Below are 22,283 nucleotides of genomic sequence, written 5' to 3'. Positions count from 1 at the left end.
CCTCCAACTGGGGTGGGTTGACGGGGTTCAGGCCTGGTGGCCGGGTTCGGCCAGCAGGGCCTTGACGACCTGCGGTCCGGTGTCGGCGTTGGTCAGGGCGACCAGTCCGCTTCCGTGGGCGAGGCGGGCGGTGGCGACGGCGTGGTAGCCGCCGACCGTGCCCCCGTGGCCGTACTCCGTGTCGGAGCCGGTGGTGTCGACGAGGGTGCCGAGCCCGTAGAGGGTGTCCCGGGGCGCGGCGAGCATGAGGCGGGCGGTGGCCGGGGTCAGCAGGGCCCCGGGCAGGCCCCGGTGGGAGTCGCGCACGGCGAGCAGGGCCCGGGCCAGGTCTGCCGCGGTGGTCCACAGCCCGGCGGCGGCGCTGTCGGTGCGTTCGCGGCCGGTCGCGGGGGCGGGCCGTCCGCCGTCGTGGTGTCCGGCGGCGCCGTCCCGGGGGAAGGCCCCGTAGCCGCTGCCGGCCATGGACAGCGGGTCCAGTACGACGGCGCGCATCACCTCGGCGAACGGTTCGCCGGTGGCGTCCTGGACCAGCTGCTGGAGGACGGCGTAGTTGGCGTTGGCGCTGCGGAAGACCTCGCCGGGCGCGGACTCGCGGCGTACGGCGGAGCGCAGCAGCAGCGGGAGCGGCTCGGTGGGCTCGCCGGTGTACGCCGTCAGGCCCGAGCGGTGGCCGAGCAGGTGGCGGGCGGTGACCGGCAGGTCGCCGCCCGATCCGGGGACCCGCCAGCCGGTGAGGCGGGCGTTGACGTCCTCGTCGAGGGCGATGACCCCCTCCTCGGCGAGGCGCAGGACGCCGAGCGCGGTGACGAACTTGGACACCGAGCCGACGCGGAAGGCCGTGTCGGGGGTGACCTCCCGCTCGCCGCCGGCGCGGAGGCGGCCGTACGCCTCGGCGGTGGTGATCCGGCCGTCCTCGATGACGGCCAGGCTGACGCCGGGGACCGCGTGCTCGGTCATCAGGCGGCCGACCGGGGTCCGGCGGCGGACCCCGGCGGGGACGCGGCCGGCGCCGTCCTCCTGCGCCGGGGTGGCCGTGGCGGCGGCGGCGAGGGCGGCGAGCGTCGTGTGCCGGTAGAGCATGACCGCGGTGAGCGGCAGGCCGTGTTCACGGGCGCCGACGAGCACCTGGGGCACCAGGATGGAGTGGCCGCCCAGGGCGAAGAAGCCGTCGTCGCGGCCGACCCGTTCGACGCCCAGGACCTGGCTCCAGAGGGCCGCGAGGACCTTCTCGGCCGGGGTGCGCGGGGCCTCGTACGCCACGGCGCGGGCGGCGGCGGGGTCCGGGGCGGGCAGCGCGCGCTGGTCCAGCTTGCCGTTGGGGGTCAGCGGGAGGGCGTCCAGGACGGTGAAGGAGGCGGGCACCATGTACTCCGGCAGCAGGGCCGCGCAGTGCCCGGCCAGGGCCGCGGCGTCGGCGGCCCCGGCAGCGGATCCCGCGTCGGCTCCGGCTCCGGCTCCGGCGGCGGTGGCTCCGGCGGCGGCGTGCGCGCCGGCCCGGGGGCCGGTCTCCGTCTCCGGGACCCAGTAGGCCGCCAGCCGTACGTCGCCGGGGCGGTCCTCGCGGGCCACCACGACGGCCTGGCGCACCAGGGGGTGTTCCAGCAGCGCGGACTGGATCTCGCCCAGCTCCACGCGGTAGCCGCGGATCTTGACCTGGTGGTCGATGCGGCCGAGGAACTCCAGGCTGCCGTCGGGCCGCCGCCGGGCCAGGTCGCCGCTGCGGTAGAGCCGCGATCCGGGCGCCCCGAAGGGGTCGGGCACGAAACGCTCGGCGGTGAGCGCGGGCCGCCCCAGGTAGCCGCGGGCCACCCCGGGTCCGGCGACGTGGATCTCGCCGGGGACGCCGATCGGGACCAGGTCGCCGGCCGGGTCGAGCAGGTGGACCGCCAGGTCGCTGAGCGGGCGGCCGATGGCGTTGCCGGCGCCCTCGTCGAAGTCCCTCCGGGTGAGCCGGTGGTAGGTGGTGTGGACGGTGGTCTCGGTGATCCCGTACATGTTCACGAGGGCGGTGCGGCCCAGGCCGCACCGCTCCATCCAGGGACGCAGCTCGGGTATCTCCAGCTTCTCGCCGGCGAACACGACGGCCCGCAGGGCGAGCCGGCCGATGCGGGCGTCCCCGTCCGCCGCGGCCGACACCAGCGACCGGAAGGCCGTGGGGGTCTGGCTGAGGACGGTGACCTGCTCCTCGGCGAGGAGGTCCAGGAACTCCTCGGGCGAGCGGGTGGTCTCGCGGGGGACGACGACCAGGGTGCCGCCGTGCAGCAGGGCTCCCCACATCTCGAAGACGGACACGTCGAAGGCGTAGCTGTGGGCCATGCTCCAGACGTCCGACTCGTCGAAGGCGTAGTGCTCCTGGGCGGTCGTCATGAGCCGTACGACGTTGGCGTGGGTCAGCGCGACGCCCTTGGGGCGTCCGGTGGAGCCGGAGGTGTAGATCGTGTAGACGAGGTTGTCCGGGACGGCCACCGGCCGCGGGTCGTGCGCCGGTTCGCCGTCGGCGTCCGACGGCAGCAGCCGGTGGCCCGTGTACACGTCCTCCAGCAGGGGGGCGAGTTCCTCGCTGGTGACCAGCAGGCGCGCGCCGGCGTCCGCGACGATGTGGCCGAGCCGCTCGACCGGGTTGGCCGGGTCCAGTGGCAGGTAGCCGGCGCCGGACTTGAGGATGCCGAGCAGCGTGGGGACGAGGTCGCGTCCGCGCTCCAGGCACACGCCGACCAGCTGTTCGGGGCCGGCGCCCAGCGAGCGCAGCCGGTGGGCGAGCCGGTTGGCCCGCTCGTTGAGCTCGCGGTAGGTCAGCGACCCGTCGTGGGCCCGCACGGCGACCGCGTCGGGCGTCGCCGCGGCCTGGGCCTCGAACAGTTCGTGGACCAGCCGGTCGACGGGTTCGGCGGCCGGTGCGCCGGCCGCGGCGCCGAGCAGGCGTTCGCGCTCGCCTGCGGGCAGGTGCACGGTGCGCGCGTCGCCGTCGAGGCCCGCGGCGATCGATTCCAGCACCGACCGGTACATCCCCGCCAGCCGGTCCGCGTCGGCGCGGCTGAGCAGGTGGGTGTCGGAGTGCAGGCCGATCCGGTCCTCGCCGTGGACCTGGACGGAGAGGCCGAATTCGGTGGGGGCCTCGCTGACGCCCGCCGCGCCGTCCACCCGGCCGCTGTCGACCTGGTGGAAGTCCACGTAGTTGAAGTGGACGTCCAGCATCCGGCGGCCGCCGCCCCACTCGCGCTGCACGGCGGGCAGCGGGTAGCGGCGGTGGCCCCAGATCCCGGTCTCGGTCGCGAAGACCTGGCGCAGCAGCTCGCCCCAGGTGCGGGCGGTCCGGTCGTGCGGGAAGGGCAGGGTGTTGAGGAGCATCCCGACGAGCCGCTCGGCGCCCGGTGCCTCGGGCCGGGTGTGGAAGACGACGCCGGTGTGGAAGGCGGCGGCGTCGGTGAGCTGGCTCATCACCTTCAGGTGGGCGGCGAGCATGACGGTCTTGAAGGGGACCGCGGCTTCGGTGGCGCGGGCGCGCAGCGCCGCGGCGAGGTCGTCGACGGGGATCCGTACGCCGTACTGCTCGCGGGGGCGGGTCCGGTCTCCCGCCCATTCGGTCGGCGGTACCACCGATGCGTGGCCGGTGGCGATCCGCTCCCAGAAGGCGCGGTCGGCCGGCGAGGCCAGGGACTCCAGCTCGCCGGCGATGACGTCGGCGAAGCGCACGGGCGGCGCCGTGTAGGGGGCGGGGGCTCCGGTGTCGCGGATCTCCCGGTAGGCGTCGAGCAGTTCCATCTGGAGGGTGTGCTGGCTCCAGCCCTCCAGGATGACGTGGGACTGGGTGAAGGTGAGCCACCAGGTGCGGTCGTCCTCGCGGTGGGCGGCGACCCGCAGCAGCGGGGCCCGGCCGAGTTCGAAGAGGCGGGTGCGCTCCGCGGCGACGAACTCCCGGAAGCGGCTCTCCAGTGCCTCCCGGCCGGTGCCGCGCAGGTCGTGGACGGTGACGGGCACCTCGGCGGTGGCGTGCACGACCTGGAGCGGGAGCGTGTGTCCGGTGATGTGGACCGAGGTGCGCAGGACGTCGTGGCGGTCGGTGACGGTCCGCACGGCCCGCTCCAGGGCCTCCGCGCTGAACGGGCCGTCGTCGTGGATCCGCAGGGAGACGACGGTGTGGTAGGCGCCCCGGCCGGTGTCGTCGCCGAGCTGTTCGGCGACCATGGCCAGCTGGACCTGGGAGAGCGGGTAGGCGTCGGCCGCGTCCGCGGGCAGGGCGGCCCGGTCGGCCGCCGGGAGGAGGGCGAAGGGCTCGGCGCCGGCGGCGGGCGCGTCCTCGGCGGGGCCGGCGTGGGCGGCGAGCGCGGCGATGGTGCGGTGGGTGAACACCTCCCGTACGGAGGCCCGGTAGCCCGCGGCGCGCAGCGCGCCGACCAGGGCCACGGCCCGGATGGAGTCGCCGCCCAGCTCGAAGAAGTCCTCTTCGGTGCCGGGGGTGTCGACGCCCAGGACGCGGGCCCAGACCTCGGCGAAGACGACTTCGGCCGGGGTGCGCGGGGCCGTCCTGGTCTGCGCTGCGCCGCAGACGGCGGTCGGGACGGGCAGGGCCTTGCGGTCGGTCTTTCCGTTGGGGGTGAGCGGCAGGGCGTCGAGGACCACCAGGACGGAGGGCACCATCGCGGCGGGCAGGAAGGTGCCGAGTTCGGCGCGCAGGGCGGCCGGGTGCGGTTCGGCTCCGGCGGCGGGCACGAGGTAGGCCACCAGGCGCTGCACTCCGGGGGTGTCCTCGCGGACGACGGCGGCGGCCGCGGAGATCTCGGGGCGCTCGGTGAGCACGGCCTCGATCTCGCCGAGTTCCATGCGCACGCCCCGGATCTTGACCTGGTGGTCGACGCGGCCCAGGAACTCCAGGCTGCCGTCGGCGTTCCAGGAGGCCACGTCGCCGGTGCGGTAGAGCCGGGTGCCGGGCGGACCGTACGGGTCGGGCAGGAAGCGCTCGGCGGTCAGGCCGGGGCGGCCGCCGTAGCCGCGGGTGACGCCGTCGCCCGCGACGAAGAGCTCACCGGGGGCGCCGACCGGGACCTGCCGCAGCCCCGCGTCGAGGACGTGCAGGCGGGTGTTGCGTACGGGGTGGCCGATGGTGACGCGGACGTCGCCGATCGGGTCGCCGGATCCGATGAGGGCGTGGGTGACGTCGTCGGAGCACTCGGTGGGACCGTAGGCGTTGACCACGGGGACGCCCGGGAACCGGTCGAACCAGCGGCGGGCGAGGTCCGGCGGCAGGGCCTCTCCGGTGACCACCATCCAGCGCAGGCGGGGCAGTTCCAGGGTGAGCGCGCCGGTGTCCCAGGAGTCGAGGGCGGCCCGCAGCAGGGACGGGACCACCTCCAGGACGGTGGCGCCTTCGGCGGCGGTGCGCGGGAAGAGCTCCAGCGGGTCGGCCGCGGTGTCCCGGTCCTCGACGTGGACGCGGGCGCCCGCGGCGAGCGGGGCGAGCATCTGCCACACCGAGATGTCGAAGGCGAGCGGGGCGTTGTGGACGACGGTGTCGTGGGCGGTCAGGGCCAGGTCCTCGATCTTGGCCAGCAGGTGGTTGCCCATGCCCCGGCGGTGCACCAGGACGCCCTTGGGACGGCCGGTCGAGCCGGAGGTGTAGATGACGTAGGCCAGGTTGTCGCCGTACGCCAGTGGCACCGGGTCGGTCTCGGGCAGCCCGGCCCAGGCGCCGGCGGGCTCCTCGTCCAGGATCCCGTCGAGGGCGAGGGTGACCGGGCCGTCCCCGGCGGCGGTGCCGGCCCCGGCATCGGCCCCGGCATCGGCTCCGGTATCGGCCCCGGTCCCTGCCCGGCCGCCGCCGCCCGCGGGCTCCCCGTCGGTCAGCAGGAGCGAGACTCCGGCGTCCGCGACGAGGAACGCGAGCCGCCCGGCGGGGTACTCGGGGTCGAGCGGCAGGTAGGCACCGCCGGCCTTGAGGACGGCGAGGACGGCGAGGACGGTGCGGGCCGAGCGCTCGGCCCGGATGCCGACGACCGTGTCGGGGCCCACGCCGAGGGCGCGCAGCCGGTGGGCGAGGCGGTTGACGCGGGCGTTGAGCCGCCCGTAGGTGAGCCGGTGCCCGTCGGCGGTGAGCGCGGTGCGGCCGGGGTCGAGGGCGGCGTGCTGCTGGAACAGGAGCTCGGGGGCCGTCCAGACCGGCTCGGCCGCGGTGCGGTTCCAGTCCGCCAGCCGGTCCTGGTCGCATGCCGCGAGCAGGGTGGCCCGGGCGTCGCCGTCGGGGTCGGTGGCCATGCGTTCGAGGACGGTGCGGTACATCTCGGCGAGTGCGGCGCCGCGCTCGCGGGAGACGACCCCGGTGCGGGTCTTGAGGGTCAGTCCATGGCCCGAGGTGTTGACCTCCAGGGCGAACTCGGTGGCGCCGGAGCCCAGGATGGTGCCGGTGTCCACGGTCCGGTCGTCCATGACGTGGAAGTTCTGGTAGTTGAAGATCACGTCGATGAGACGCTCACCGCCCGCCTCCCGCTGGATCTCGGGGAGGGGAAAGCGGCGGTGCGGCCACATCCGCGCCTCGCGGGCGAAGACGTCCCGGACCAGCTCGCGCCAGGTGGCGGCGGTCCGCCGGTGGGGGAAAGGCAGGGTGTTGACGTACATGCCGTACACCCGGTCGGCGCCGACGACCTCGGGGCGGGTGTCGCAGACGAGGCCGCTGTGGAAGGACTCCTCGTCGGTGAGGCGGGAGAGCACGGACAGGTGCGCGGCGAGCAGGGCGCTCTTGAGGGAGGCGCCGGCGGCGGAGGCCAGGGCGCGCAGACGGGGTTCGAGGTCGCGCAGCGGCACGGACAGGTCGTAGCTCTCGTCCGGTTCACCGGAGCCGGCCGGCCAGGCGGCCGGCAGGGCGAGGGGGGTGTGGCCGGTGACGGTGTCCCGCCAGAAGGCGCGGTCCTCGGCCGACTCCAGGGAGGCCAGTTCGGCGGCGACGGTGTCGGCGAAGCGCACCCCGCCGGCCGGGCGGCCGGAGGGCTCGGCGCCCTCGCGCAGCTCCTGGTAGACACCGATGAGCTCCATCAGCATCGAGTGCTGGCTCCAGCCCTCGGTGACGGCGTGCGACTGGGTCAGGACCAGCCACCAGCCGTCGTCGTCGGCGTGGGCGGCGGCCCGCCACAGCGGGCGGCCGGCGTCGACGTCGAAGACGGCGGCGCGTTCGGCGGCGAGGAAGGCGCGCAGCGTCTCCTCGCGCTCGGGCGTCGTGAGCCCGCGCAGGTCGTGCAGCGTGACCTCGGCTTCGGCGGCGGTGTGCACCAGCTGGACGGGTACGGAGCAGCGGGTGAGGTCGACGGAGGTGCGCAGGATCTCGTGCCGGGCGGCGACCGTGGCGACGGCCCGGCGCAGCGCCTGTCCGTCGAAGGGGGCGCTGTCGCGGACCCGGTAGGCGGCGGCGTGGTGGTAGGCCGCGGCCGCGTCGTGGCCGGGGGCGTCGCCGGCCAGCATCTCGACGAGCATGCCGGTCTGCACCTGCGTCAGCGGGTAGGCGTCGTCGAGGCCGGCGGGGAGCGCGGCCCGGTCCGACCCGGACAGCAGGGCGAAGGGGGCCACGTGGCCCTCGGGGGCGGCCGGGGCGGGCCGTCCGGTGATCAGCTCGGCGAGACCGGCGATGGTGCGCCGCTCGAAGAGGTCGCGTACGGAGACGTCGAACCCGGCGGCGCGGACGGCGCCGACGAGGGCGACGGCGCGGATGGAGTCGCCGCCCGCGTCGAAGAAGCTGTCCTCGACGCCGGTCAGTTCGGGGTCGAGGGCAAGGACGTCTCCCCAGATCTCGGTGAGGCGTGCCTCGACCGGGGTGCGGGCGGCGGTGCCCCCGGCGGCGCCGGTGGCCCGGTCGGAGTCGGCCGGGACGGGCAGCGCCCGGTGGTCGAGCTTGCCGTTGGCGGTGAGCGGGATGCGCTCCAGCGCGGTGAAGGCCGCGGGCAGCATGTACTCGGGCAGTTCGCGGGCGAGGTGGGCGCGCAGTTCGGGCGCCGGGGGCAGCTGGCCGCCGGCCGGTACGGCGTAGGCGACCAGGCGCCGCTCGCCCGGGGTGTCCTCGCGGAGCACGACGCGGGCCCGGGCGACGTCCGGGTGGGCGGCGAGGCGGGTCTCGATCTCGCCGAGCTCGATGCGGTAGCCGCGCAGCTTGACCTGGTCGTCGGCGCGGCCCAGGTACTCCAGGGTGCCGTCGGCCAGCATGCGGACCACGTCGCCGGTGCGGTAGAGCCGTGATCCGGGCGGGCCGAAGGGGTCGGGCAGGAAACGGTCGGCGGTCAGGGCCGGGCGGCCGAGGTAGCCGTGGGCCAGGCCCGCGCCGCCGACGAGCAGTTCGCCGGGGACACCGCGGCCGACGGGCCGCAGCCGGGCGTCCACGACGTGGGCGCTGCTGCGCGGGACCGGCCTGCCGATGGGGACGGAGACGGCGTCCGGGGCGAGTCGCTCGATGTGGTGCGTGGTGGAGAAGGTGGTGTTCTCGGTGGGCCCGTAGCCGTTGAGGAGGCGGCCCGGCGCCCCGTGCGCGAGGACGGCGCGGACGGTGACCGGGTCGAGGGCCTCGCCGCCGATGAGGACGGTGCCGATGCCCGCCACGGCGTCCGGGACGCGGGCGACGGTGTGGTTGAACAGCGAGGCGGTCTGCCACAGGTGGGTGACGCCGTGGGTGCGCAGGGCGGCGGCGAGGGCTTCGGGGTCGAGCACGGTCTCGCGGGCGAGGACCACGGTCCGCCCGCCGCTCAGGAGCGGACCCCACAGTTCGAGGGTGGCCGCGTCGAAGGAGATGGAGCTCGCGTGGGCGAAGCGGGTGGCCGCGTCGAGGCCGAGACCGGGGGCCTCGCGGACCAGGCGTACGACGGCCCGGTGCGGGACGGCGACCGCCTTGGGCGCGCCGGTCGAGCCGGAGGTGTACATCACGTACGCCAGGTGCTCGGGGCTCGCCGGGACGCCCGGCCGGCCGGCGGCGGGGGCCGGGAGGGCGTCGGCGTACAGGGTGGGACCGGACCAGCCGGGGATCCGCGAGACGAGTTCCGTGGAGGTCACCAGGGCGGCCGCGGCGGCGTCGCGGGTCATGAATCCGAGCCGGTCGGCCGGGTACTCGGGGTCCAGCGGCAGGTAGGCGGCGCCGGCCTTGAGTACGCCGAGGAGTACGGCGACCAGGGCGGCAGAGCGTTCCAGGCAGACGCCGACGACGGCGCCGGGCGCGACTCCCGCGGCGGCGAGGCCCCGGGCGACGGCGGTGGCGCGGGCGTCGAGTTCGGCGTAGGTGAGGGCGGTCCCGCCCGCGGCGCCGTCCTCCGTGAGGGCGAGGGCGCCGGGGGTCGCGGCGGCCCGTGCCTCGAACTCGCCGTGCACGGTGGTCATGGGGGCGGGCGCCTGACCGGTGGCGCCGCTCCACCGCTTCGCCACGAGCGCGTGCTCGGCGGCGGGCAGGTGGTGGCCTTCGGCGGCCGGGCCGCGCGCGCCGGTGGCGGCCATGGCCTCCAGCACGGAGCGGTACATGGCGGCCAGCAGGTCGGCGCGGTCCTGGGACAGGGTGCGGGTGTCCGAGCGGAGGCTGACGACCCCGTCGAGGGTGGTGACCCACAGCGAGAACTCGGTGGAGCTGCTGTTGATGCCGTTGCCCTCGTCCTCGGCGCTGTCGTGGCCGGCCGCCCCGAAGTCGAGGTGGCTGAAGAGGACGTCGATGAGGCGGCGGCCGCCGCCCCACTCGCTCTGGACGGCGGGCATCGGATAGAAGCGGTGCGGCCATGCCTCGGTCTCCCGGGCGAACACCCGCCGGACGAGGTCGCCCCAGGTGGCGGCGGCGGCCTGCGCGGCGTCGTGGGGGAAGGGCAGGGTGTTGAGGTACATGCCGAGCAGGCGGTCGGCTCCGGGGATCTCGGGGCGGGTGTGGCCGACGAGTCCGGTGAAGAACTCGGCTTCGTCGCTCACGCGGGAGAGCACCGTCAGGTGGGCGGCGAGCAGCACGCTCTTGAGGGGGACCCCGGCCTCGGCGGCGAGGGCGCGCAGCCGAGGGGTGAGGTCGGCGTAGGAGCATCCGGCGGCCACCGGGACGTTGATCGCCTCGGCCGGGCCGGCCCAGGCGCCGGGGAGGGCGAAGGCGGCGCGGCCCTCGACGACGGAGGCCCAGTAGGCGCGGTCCTCGGGCGAGCCCAGCGCGGCCAGTTCGGCGGCGACGGCGTCGGCGTAGCGCAGGGCGGGCGGGGTGGTGTCGGGGGTCGGGCGGCCGTCCCCCAGGGCGCCGTAGGCGTCGACGAGTTCGGCCAGCAGGGTGTGGTAGCTCCAGCCCTCCAGCACGGCGTGGTGCTTGGTGAAGGAGCAGCGCCAGCTGTCGTCGCTCTGGACGTGGACGTGGACGCGCAGCAGGGGGGCGGCCGAGGCGAAGTCGAAGGGCTGCTCGCGCTCGGCGGCCGTGAAGGCGGCCAGGACCGCCCGGCGGGCGTCCTCGTCGAGGGCGCGCAGGTCGGTGTGGCCGAAGGGGACGGCCGGCTCGGCGTGGACGAGCTGGAGCGGCGTCGTGTACGAGGTCAGGTCGAAGGAGGTGCGCAGGATGTCGTGGCGGGCGGTGACGGCGCGCAGGGCCCGCCCGAAACGGGCGGCGTCGAAGGGCAGGTGGTCGCGGAGCAGGAAGGAGGTGAGGTCGTGGTAGTTGTTGCGGCCCTCGCCGGCGATGCTCTCGACGATCATGCCGAGCTGGTTCTGCGACAGCGGGTAGGCGTCGGTGAGGCCCTCGGGGAGGGCGGCCCGGTCCGCCGCGCAGAGCAGCGCGAAGGGGGCGACGGCCGGGGTGGGTGCGGCGGGCGCGGGGCGGCCGGTGATGCGCTCGCACAGGGCGGCGACGGTGCGGCTCTCGAAGACGTCCCGCACGGTGACGTCGTACCCGGCCGTGCGCAGGGCGCCGACGAGGCCGACGGCGCGGATCGAGTCGCCGCCGAGCTCGAAGAAGCTGTCCAGGACGCCGACGCGCTCGGCGCCGAGGGCGGTGCGCCACACGGCGGCGACGCGTTCCTCGGTCTCGGTGCGCGGGGCGGCCTCGGCGGTGGCGGGGCCGCTGCGGCCGGGGGCCGGCAGGGCGCGCTGGTCGAGCTTGCCGTTGGCGGTCAGGGGCAGCCGGTCGAGGGTGACGAAGGCGGCGGGGACCATGTAGTCGGGCAGGTGGGCCGCGCAGTACGCGGCCAGTGCGGCGCTGTCGGCCGCGTCCGCGGCGGCCGCGCTTCCCGAACCGGTACCGGTGCCGGCCTCCGCGGCGGTTGCCGGGACGAGGTAGGCGACCAGGCGGCGCTCGCCCGGGGTGTCCTCGCGGACGACGGTGCGGGCCTCGGCGACGCCCGGGTGGCCGCTCAGGAGGGTGTCGATCTCTGCGGGCTCGATGCGGTAGCCGCGCACCTTGACCTGGTCGTCGCCGCGGCCGAGGAAGTCGACGTCGCCGCCGGGCAGGACGCGGGCGAGGTCGCCGGTGCGGTAGAGCCGGGCCCCGGCGGGCCCGTACGGGTCGGGCACGAAGCGGTCGGCGGTGGCACCGGGACGTCCCGCGTAGCCGCGGGCGAGGCCGGGACCGCCGATGTGGAGTTCGCCGGTGACGCCGGTCGGCACGGGCTGCATCCGGGCATCCAGGACGTACTGGGTGGTGCCGGGGACGGGGCGGCCGATGGGCACGACCTCGCCGTCGGGGAGGTGGCCGGCGGTGACGTCGAAGACGCTGTTGCCGACGGTGATCTCGGTGGGGCCGTACTCGTTGACGACGCGGCCGCCGCCGAGCAGCGCGCACCAGTGGGCGGCCGTCCGGGTCGCCAGCGCCTCGCCGCCGACGACCAGCACCGGGGCGAGGCCGGCCGCCCGGCCGCCGGACAGCTGGTGGGCGAGCATCTCCAGGTGTCCGGGGGTGAGCTTGACGAAGCCGTACGGGCCCGATCCGACGAGCCAGTCGCCCAGTTCGGAGAGGTCCCGGCCGGGGCCGAAGAGGTGCACCGCTCCGCCCGCCAGCAGGGGGGCGTAGAGGGTGGGCACCACCAGGTCGAAGGCGACGGAGGAGAAGAGCGGGGCGTCCTTGGAGGGACCGTCGGCGAGGTAGTCGCCCACGGCCCACTCCAGGTACCCGGCGAGGCTGCGGTGGGAGATCTGGACGCCCTTGGGGCGGCCGGTCGACCCGGAGGTGTAGATGACGTAGGCGAGCGAGTCGGGATCGGGGTCGGGCGCCTGCGGTCCGGCCGGGGCCGGGGGCAGTTCGCCGTCGGCGAGGAGGACGGGCCCGTCGGTCACGGTGGCGGCGAGGCGGGCGTGGGCCGCGTCGGTGACCAGGACCGGGCATCCGGCGTCCGCGAGGACGGCGCGCAGCCGCTCGGCGGGCCAGGAGGTGTCCATCGGCACGTACGCGGCGCCGGCCCGCCAGGTGCCGGTCAGGGCGGGCAGCAGGGCGTGGGTGCGGTCCAGCAGGACGCCTACCACGCTGTCGGGTCCGGCGCCCAGGCCGCGCAGGGCGTGCGCGATCCGGCCGGCCCGCTCGTGGAGTTCGCCGTGGGTGAGGACGGAGCCGTCGGCGACGGCGGCGGCCGCGTGCGGGGTGCGTGCGGCCTGCTCGGCGAGGAGCCGGGGCACGGTGGCGCCGGCGGGGGTGCCGGGGGTGGTGGCCCACGCGCCGAGCAGGAGGGCGCGCTCGCCCGCGGGCAGGAAGGCGGCCCGCGCGTCGCCGTCCGGGTCGGCCGCCATGGCCTCCAGCACGGACCGGTAGAGGGTGGTGAGCCGGTCCAGCGCGTCCGGGCCGAGGGCCTGCCGGGAGGCGGTCAGGAAGATGTGGCCGGCCCGGGAGGAGACGGTGAGCGGGAACTCGGTGGGGCTGTCGTCCAGGCCCTCGGCGTGGTCGACCAGCGTGGCGTCGACCTGCCGGAAGTCCTGGTAGTTGAAGTACACGTCCAGCAGCCGCCCGCCGCCGCCCCGGGCGCTCTGGATGGCGGGGAGGGGGAAGCGGCGGTGCGCCCACAGGCCGGCCTCCCGCTCGAAGACCTGGCGGACCAGCTCGCGCCAGGTGCCGGCGGTGCGGTCCATCGCGAAGGGCAGCGTGTTGAGGTACATGCCGTAGACGCGGTCGGCGCCGACGGCCTCGGGGCGGGCGTCGCAGACCAGGCCGGAATGGAAGGCCGCCTCGTCGGTGAGCCGGGCGAGCACGCTCAGGTGGGCGGCGAGCAGCACGCTCTTGAGCGAGCCGCCCGCCTTGACGGCCAGGGCGCGCAGGCCGGGTTCCAGGTCGCGCCAGTCGGCGGCGCCGTGCAGGGTGCCGGGCCGCTCCCCCGGCGCCGGGCGCCAGGCGGCGGGGAGGGTGAAGGGGGAGTGGGCGCTGACGACGCCCTCCCAGTAGGCGCGGTCCTCGGGGGACCGCAGGGACTCCAGCTCGCCGGCGATGAAGTCGGCGAAGCGCAGGCCGGGGGCGTCGAAGGGCTCGGGCTCGCGGCCGTCGCGCACCGCCCGGTAGAGGGTGAGCAGTTCCATCAGGAGCGAGTGGTGGCTCCATCCCTCCAGCAGCGGATGGCATTCGGTGACGGAGAGCCACCAGCCGCCGTCGTCTGTGGCGTGCGCGAAGAACCGCATCAGCGAGGGGGTGGCCAGGTCGAAGAGCCGGCCCCGCTCGCGTTCGGTGTGGGCGAGCAGCTCCGCCCGGACCTCCTGGGCGCCGAGCCCGGCGAGGTCCTGGTGGCCGACGGGGAGTTCGGCGGCGGCGTGCACGATCTGCAGCGGGGTGCTGTAGCCGGAGAGGTCCATGGAGGTGCGCAGCGCCTCGTGGCGCGCGGTGACGATCCGGGCGGCCTGCGCCATCGCGGCCGGGGCGTACGGGTGCTCGTCGCGGATCCGGAAGGTGGAGACGTTGTGGTAGAGGTTGCGTCCGCCGTCGCCGGTCAGCATCTCGATGAGCATGCCGAGCTGGTTCTGCGAGAGCGGGTAGGCGTCGGTGGCGTCGGCGGGCAGCAGGTCCCGGTCCGCACCGGAGATCAGCGCGAAGGGCGGGACGCGCGTCTCGGCGGGGGCCGCTGGGCGCCCGGTGATGAGCTCGGCGACCCGGGCGGCGGTGCGGTGGCCGAAGATGTCGCGGACGGCGATGTCGAAACCGGCCGCGCGCAGGGCGCCGACCAGTGCGACGGCGCGGATGGAGTCACCGCCGAGCTCGAAGAAGTCGGCGTGCACGCCGACCCGCTCGGCGCCGAGCACCTGCGCCCAGACCTCCGCGACCTGTGCCTCGACGGGCGTGCGGGGTGCGGTGGTGTCGGTGCCCGCCGCCGTGCCGGCGTCCGCCGGGGCAGGCAGGGCGCGCTGGTCGAGCTTGCCGTTGGTGGTCAGCGGGATCGCGTCGAGGGTGGTGATGGCGGCGGGGACCATGTATTCGGGCAGGGCGCGGGCCAGTTCGGTGCGCAGGGTGCGCGGATCGGTCGTACGGGATCCGTCCGCCACGACGTAGCCGGTGAGCCGGCGGTCGCCGGGGGTGTCCTCGCGGACGACGACGACGGCCTGCCGTACGCCGTCCAGTGCGGCCAGCGCGGACTCGATCTCGCCGAGCTCGATGCGGTAGCCGCGGATCTTGACCTGGTGGTCGATGCGGCCGAGGAACTCGAAGCTGCCGTCGGCGCGGCGGCGGGCCAGGTCGCCGGAGCGGTACATGCGCGAGCCGGCCGGCCCGAAGGGGTCGGGTACGAAACGTTCGGCGGTCAGCGCCGGGCGGCCCAGGTAGCCGCGGGCGACGCCGGGGCCGGCCACGTGGATCTCGCCGGGCACGCCCAGGGGCACCAGGCGCCCGCCGCGGTCGAGCAGCCGGATGTGCAGGTCGCTGAGGGGGTAGCCGACCCGGTTGGGGGCGGAGCGGTCCAGGTCCTGCCCGGTGACCCGGTGGAAGGTGGAGTGCACGGTGGTCTCGGTGATCCCGTACATGTTGACCAGGGCGGGGGCGTCCAGGCCCATCCGGTCGGTCCAGGCGCGCAGTTCGGCGACCTCCAGCTTCTCGCCGGCGAAGACGACGTGGCGCAGGGCGAGCCGCGCCAGCCGCGGGTCGTCGTCGGCGGCGGCCGTCACCAGGGCCCGGAAGGCGGTGGGGGTCTGGCTCAGGACGGTGACGCCCCGGTCGGCGAGCAGGGTGAGGAACTCGTCCGGGGAGCGGGTCACGTCCTGGGGTACGACGACGAGGGTGCCGCCGTGCAGCAGGGCGCCCCACATCTCGAAGACGGAGACGTCGAAGGCGTAGCTGTGGAACATGCTCCACACGTCGGTCGCGTCGAAGCCGTAGTGCTCCTGGGCGGTGCGCATCAGGCGGGCGACGTTGGCGTGGCTGAGGGCGACCCCCTTGGGGCGGCCGGTCGATCCGGAGGTGTAGATGGTGTAGATCAGGTTGTCCGGGAGGGCGGCGGGCGCCGGGTCGCCGGTGGGGGCCGCGGCGAGGGCTTGGGCGTCGGCGCCGTCGAGGACCACGAGCGGGCCGTCGTGGACGCCGTCCAGGACGGGGGCGAGGGCGGTGCTGGTGAGGACCAGGCGCGCTCCGGCGTCGGAGACGACGTACGCGAGGCGGTCCTTGGGGTTGGCCGGGTCGAGGGGCAGGTAGCCCGCGCCGGACTTGAGGATGCCGAGCAGGGCCGGCAGCAGCAGCGGGCCGCGCTCCAGGCACAGCCCGATCAGCTGTTCCGGACCGGCGCCCAGGCTCCTGAGGTGGTGGGCGATGCGGTTGGCACGCTCGTTGAGTTCGCGGTAGGTGAGCGTCTGCGGGCCGGCGACGACGGCGGTGGCGTCCGGTGTGCGGGCGGCCAGGCGCTCGAACAGTTCGTGGGGGCAGGCGGCGACGGGGATGTCGGGGCGGTGGCCGTCGAGGGCGCCGGTGGCCACGGCCCGCTCGGCCTGGTCCAGGATCTCCAGGGCTTCGGCGGGGATGTCCGGGCGGGTGACGGCGTCGTCCAGGAGGAGGCTGAAGTGGCGGGCCATCCGGCGGGCGGTGTCCTGGTCGAACAGTGCGGTGGCGTACTGCAGTTCCGCGTCGAAGCCGCCGTCGGGGCGCTCCAGTACCCGCAGCGAGAGCTCGTTCTTCGAGATGCCGTCGCTCTCCAGGAACGGCTCGATGCGCAGACCGGGCAGGTCGAAGGCGTCGTAGCGCTGCTCGTGGAGGGTGAAGCCCACCTGGTAGAGCGGGGTGCGGGACATGTCGCGCTGCGGCTGGAGCTCGTCGACCAGGCGCGCGAAGGGCACGTCCTGGTGGTCGAAGGCGTCCAGGACGCTGCGGCGGCTCTCGGCGAGGAGGTCGGCGAAGCTCGCCCCGTCCTCCCAGCGGCCGCGCAGCACGACGCTGTTGATGCCGTAGCCGATGAGCTGCTGGAGCTCGGGGCGGGTGCGGCCGGAGACGACGGTGCCGACGGGGACGTCGCTTCGTCCGGTGTAGCGGGACACGAGGACCTGGAAGGCGGTGAGGAACACCGCGAAGGGGGTGGTGTCGTGTGCGAGGGCCAGGGCCCGTACGCGCTCGCCGAGGCCGTCGGGGAGGGCGCAGGGCACCTCGGCGCCCCGGTGGTCGCGGACGGCGGGGCGGGGACGGTCGGTGGGGATCTCGACGGGCTCGACGCCCTCCAGTTCGCTCCGCCAGTAGTCCAGCTGGCGCTCCAGCCGGGCACCGGTGAGCTCGGTGCGCTGCCAGGCGGCGAAGTCGGCGTACTGGAGGGCGGGGGCGGGCAGCGAGGGGGTGCGGCCCTGGGTGTGCGCGGCGTAGAGGGAGGAGAGTTCGCCGGCGAAGATCTGTGTGGACCAGGCGTCGCAGGCGATGTGGTGGAAGACGACGGCGAGGACGTGGTCGTCCTCGGCCAGGCGCAGCAGGGTGGCGCGCACCGGCCGGTCGTGGGTGAGGTCGAAGGGCGTGGCCAGTTCGCGGGCGAGCGCCGCGTGGGCGGCCCGCTCGCGGCCGGCCGGGCCGTCGTCGTCTCCGGCGGGGCGGCGCAGGTCGACCAGGGCGAGTCCGGCGGGGCTGGGCGCCTCGACGATCTGGACGGGCTCGGCGGCGTCCATGGCGTAGCGGGTGCGCAGGATCTCGTGGCGGGCGCAGACGTCGTCGAAGGCGCGCTCCAGGGCGGCGGGGTCGAGGGCGCCGCGCAGCCGCAGGACGAGGGGGACGAGGTACTCGGTGCTCTCGGGCTCCAGCCGGCCCAGGAACCACATCTGCTGCTGGCCGTGGGACAGCCGCAGGGGCGCGGAGCGGTCGGCGGCGGGAATGGAGGCGCGGTGTCTGCCCGCGCCGCGTCCGGCGAGTCTGCGGCGCAGCAGCTCTTCACGGGCGTCCGCGGCCGCGGTCGCCGGCTGTGCGCTGTGGTCGATGCTCATGCGTGCTGCTCCTCGTCGGAAAGCTCGTCGATCTCGGCGCGTATGGCGTCCTCGACCGCCTGGGCCTGGCCCGCCACGGTCGGCTGTTCGAAGACCGTGCGGACCGACAGGTGGATGTCGAACTCGTCCTGGAGTTCGGCGATCAGGCGGATGGCGAGGATCGAGTTGCCGCCGGTCCGGAAGAAGTGGTCGTGCACGGTGACCTCGCGGCCGAGGATGTCGCCCCAGATCCCGGCGATGCGGCGCTCGGCGACGGTGGCCGGGGCGGCCGGGCCGTCGGCGGGCGCGGACTCGGCGGCGGCCGGGTCCGGCAGGGCGGCCCGGTCGAGCTTGCCGTTGGCGTTCAGCGGGATGGCGGGCACGGAGAGGATGACGGGCGGGACCATGTAGTCCGGCAGCCGGCGGGCGCAGTGTGCGCGCAGTTCCTCCTCGGTCGGCTCCGGGTCGCCCGCGGGGACGGTGTAGCCGGTGAGGGCGAGTTCGCCGGAGGGTGCCCGGTGCGTGACGACCACGGCGTCGCGCAGCCGGGGGTGGCCGGCGAGGACGGCACGGATCTCGCCGAGTTCGATGCGGTGGCCGCGGATCTTGACCTGGTCGTCGCCGCGGCCGAGGAAGTCGACCACGCCGCCGGGGAGCCAGCGCACCAGGTCGCCGGTGCGGTAGAGGCGGGCCCCTGCCGGTCCCTGCGGGTCGGGGACGAACCGGTCGGCGGTCGGTCCGGGACGGCCGAGGTACCCGCGGGCCACACCGGTGCCGCCGACGTGCAGTTCGCCGGTGGCGCCGATCGGGACGTCGCGCAGGTTGGCGTCGAGGACGCGCATCACCATGCCGGGCAGGGGGGAGCCGATCGGTACGACGCCCTCGGCGACGGGCGCGGTCAGCGGGTTGACGCAGGTGCCGACGGAGGCTTCGGTCGGGCCGTACTCGTTGACGAGTCCGCCGGGGCCCAGGAGGCGGGCCCAGTGGTCGGCGAGGGTGCCCTGGAGGGCTTCACCGGCGACCACGACGACGGGGGCCAGGGTCGCGGCCTGTTCGTCGCCGAGCTGGTGGGCGAGGATCTCCAGGTGTCCGGGGGTCAGCTTGAGGAAGCTGTAGGGGGCGCCGTCGGCCAGGCGCTTGCCGAGCTCGGACAGGTCGAGGTCCGGGGGCAGCAGGTGCACGCTCTGTCCGCGGGTCAGCGGCGCCCACAGGTTGGGAACGACCAGGTCGAAGGCGACCGATGAGAAGACGGCGCTGCCCCCGGTGCCCGCCCCGGCGAGGGTGGCCGACGCCCAGGCGAGGTGGTGGGCCAGGCCCCGGTGCGGGACGCCGACGCCCTTGGGGGTGCCCGTGGAGCCGGAGGTGAAGATGATGTAGGCCAGCCGGTCCTGGTCGGCGGGGACGCCGGGGGCTTCGGTGGGGCCGGCGGCGATGCGGCCGTCGGGGTCGTCGAGGTCGACGACCGTGCGGCCGCCGCCGGCGACGCGGTCGGCGTGGGCCGCGAGGGTCAGGACCGTACGGGCCTGCGCCACCTCCAGCATCGCGGCGATGCGGGCCGCCGGGAAGGCCGGGTCGAGGGGGATGTAGGCGGCTCCGGCGCGCCAGATGCCCAGCAGGGCGGCGTGCAGGTCGGCGCCGCGGTCCAGCAGGACGCCGACGGCCGATTCGGGGCCGGTGCCCAGGGTGCGCAGGTGGTGGGCGATCCGGTTGGCGCGGGCGTCCAGTTCGGCGTAGGTGAGGGCGAAGCCGTCGCCGCGCACGGCGACGGCGCCGGGGGTGCGTGCGGCCTGGGCGGCGATCAGCTCGGGGACGGTGGGTCCGGCGGGCAGGGCCGGCGTGGTGCTCCACCGCGCCAGGGTGTCCCGCTCCTGGCGGCCGGCGAGTTCGATGGCGTCCAGACGCAGTTCGGGGTCGGCGGCGACGGCTTCGAGGACCCGGCCGAGGTGCCCGGCGAGCCGCTCGGCGGTGGCCGCGTCGAAGAGGGAGGTGGCGTACTCCAGGGCGCCGAAGAGGGAGCCGTCGGCTCCGGGGCGCATCATCAGGGTGAGGTCGGTGTGGGCGATCCGCCAGGACGCGCGGAGGTCGGCGAGGTCCTCCTCGGCCTCGACGCGCCCGTTGAACTCGCCGCCGTGCAGGTCGAAGGCGACCTGGTAGAGCGGGGTGCGGGAGAGGTCGCGGTCGGGTACGAGCTCCTCGACGAGGCGCTCGAAGGGGAGCTCCGGCTGGGCGAAGGCCTCCTTGGCGGTGCCGGCGACGGCGTCGAGGGCCTCGGCGAAGGTCAGCGAGCCGTCGAGGCGGCAGCGGAGCACCAGGCTGCCCAGGAAGAAGCCGACGACCCCTTCGAGTTCGGGCACGCCACGGCCGGCCACCGGGGTGCCGATGGACAGGTCCCACTGGCCGCTGTGACGGGCCAGTACGGTCGCGTAGGCGGTCAGCAGGGTCATGAACGGGGTGGCGCCGTGGCGCTTGCCCAGGTCGGTGAGTCCCTCGACGACATCGGCGGGGACGCTGAAGAGGGCGGCGGCGCCCTTGCCGTCGCGGACGGGGGGACGGGGCCGGTCGGTGGGCAGGGCCGTCTCGGGCGCGCCGTCGAGCTGGGTGCGCCAGTGGGCCAGCGCGGGGGCGAGGGCGGCCTCGGTGAGGCGTTCGCGCTGCCAGACGGCGTAGTCGGCGTACTGGACGGGCAGGGCGGGCAGGACGGAGTCGAGCGGCTGCGTGCCCGTCAGGGCGGCTTCGGTCAGCAGGGCGAACTCGCGTTCCAGGATGCCGCTGGACCAGCCGTCGGTGGTGATGTGGTGCATGGCCAGCCCCAGGACCGCGGTGCCGTCCTCGACGCGGACCAGGAGGGCTCGCAGCAGCGGGCCGTGCTCCAGGTCGAAGCCGTGGGCGCGGTCGGCCGCCAGCAGGGCGCCCAGCTCGGCGCGCGGGGCCTCGACGGTGCGGACCTCGACGCGCACGGCCGGGTCGATGACCTGGACGGGCTCGCCGTCGCTCTCCACGTAGCGGGTGCGCAGGGCCTCGTGGCGGGCGGTCAGCGCGTCCACGACGCGCTGGACGGTGTCCGGACCGGCTTCGGCGGGCACGTCGAGCAGGACCCAGGAGACCCAGTCGGGTCCCTGCGGGGCGATCCGGTCGAGGAACCACAGGCCGCGCTGGCCGTAGGAGAGCGGGAGCGGTCCGCCGCGCGGGACGGGGCGGGGGCCGGGCTCGTCGGCGGGGTCGAGGAGGGCGGCCTGTCCGGCCAGGGTGGTCTCCACGAACAGCCTGCGGAGCTGGATCTCCCGGCCGGAGACGGCGCGCAGCCGTGAGGCGAGGCGGGTGAGCTGGAGGGAGGTGCCGCCGAGCCGGAAGAAGTCGTCGTCCAGGCCGACGGAGTCGGTCCCCAGGATCTCCTGCCAGACGCCCGCGACGAGGCGCTCCGCGGCGGTGGCGGGGGAACGGTGGCGCCCGGCGCGCGTGTCGGCGGTGGTGCCGGGAGCGGGCAGCGCGCGCCGGTCGACCTTGCCGCTGGTGGTCAGCGGGAAGGACTCCAGTTCGATGAACACGCCGGGGACGTGGGTGGCGGGCAGCCGTTCCTGGAGGAAGCCGCGCAGGTCGGGCGAGGTCCGGCCGTCGCGCAGACGGACGTAGCCGGCGAGCCGCTTGGCCCCGTCGGGCAGGGCGTACGCGGTCACGACGGCGCCGGCGACGGCCGGGTGCGCGGCCAGGTGGGCCTCGATCTCGCCGGGCTCGATGCGCACTCCGTTGATCTTGACCTGGTCGTCGAGGCGGCCGAGGAACTCCAGGACGCCGTCGGCCCGCCAGCGCACCCGGTCGCCGGTGCGGTAGAGCCTCGACCCGTCCTTGGCGTAGGGGTCCGGGACGAAGCGGTCGGCGGTCAGGCCGGGCCGGCCGGCGTAGCCGCGGGCGACGCCGGTGCCGCCGATGTGCAGCTCGCCGGGGGTGCCGACGCCGACGGGCGCTCCGGCCGCATCGGTGACCAGCAGGCGGATGCCGTCGATGGGACGGCCGATGGGGACCAGGCCGGAGGTCTGCCGGGGGTCGAAGCGGTGGGCGGCGACATCGATGGAGCATTCGGTGGGGCCGTAGGTGTTCCACAGTGCGGCCGCGGACAGCTCGCGCAGCCGCTGGGCGAGTTCGGCGTGCAGGGGCTCCCCCGCGCAGGTGACGGCGCGCAGCGAGGCGCAGCGCTCCCAGCCGCTCTCCTCGACCAGCAGCCGCAGGACGGAGGGGACGACCTGCAGGACGGTCGCGGCGCTGTCCGCGACGGCGCGGACCATGGCCGCCGGGTCGCGCTCGGCGCCGGCGGGGGCGATGACGACGCAGGCGCCGCAGGTCAGCGGCGCGAAGATCTCCCAGCAGTGCGCGTCGAAGGTGGGGGCGGTCTTGTGCAGGACGCGGTCGGCGGGGGTGAGGGCGAGGCTGGTCACGGCCCAGGCCACGCGGTTGGCGATGCCCGCGTGCGGGACGACGACGCCCTTGGGCCGGCCGGTGGAGCCGGAGGTGTAGAGGACGTAGGCGGAGTTGGCCGGGTCCGGGGAGACCTCGGGCGCGTGGGTGGGCAGGGCGGCGAGCCGCTCGCCGAGTTCGGCGGGCACGACGGGGTCGGCGCCGACGGCGAGGACGGCGTCGGCCGCGTCCGCGGAGGTGACGACCACCGCGGCGCCGGTGTCCTTGATCAGCCAGGCGAGGCGGGACTGCGGCTGCTCCGGGTCGAGGGGGACGTAGGCGGCGCCGGCCTTCCAGACCGCGAGCAGGGCGGTGACCAGGCCGTGTCCGCGCGGGAGGCATACCGCGACCGGCACGTCGGGGCCTGCGCCCAGGGCGCGCAGGTGGTGGGCGAGCTGGTTGGCCGAGCGGTCGAGTTCCGCGTAGCCGATGCTGCGCCGGCCGTCGACGACGGCGACCGCTCCCGGTGTCCTCTGGGCCTGACGGGCGACGAGGTGGTGGGTGAGGGGGATCTCGTCGGGCGAGTATCCCGTCCGCGGTTCGGACAT

The 22,283-nt window shown here is 75.6% G+C and carries 2 protein-coding genes; both read right to left on the bottom strand.

All coding sequences use genetic code 11. The annotated features are described in order from the left end of the window. Positions 1-27: 27 nt before the first annotated feature. Positions 28-17,307: a non-ribosomal peptide synthetase gene (locus AMK16_RS30270; protein WP_073920522.1), complete on the bottom strand. Its 17,280-nt coding sequence runs from the start codon at positions 17,305-17,307 to the stop codon at positions 28-30. Then, positions 17,304-22,283, bottom strand: a complete 4,980-nt coding sequence (locus tag AMK16_RS30265; protein WP_073920521.1) for a non-ribosomal peptide synthetase — start codon at positions 22,281-22,283, stop codon at positions 17,304-17,306. Before AMK16_RS30265 ends, AMK16_RS30270 begins: the two co-directional genes overlap by 4 nt.

The organism is Streptomyces sp. CB00455 (assembly GCF_001905445.1).
In the GTDB taxonomy this organism is placed as follows: domain Bacteria; phylum Actinomycetota; class Actinomycetes; order Streptomycetales; family Streptomycetaceae; genus Streptomyces.
The sequence above is the reverse complement of the archived record's forward strand: the minus strand, read 5'-3'. Positions and strand labels throughout refer to the sequence as shown.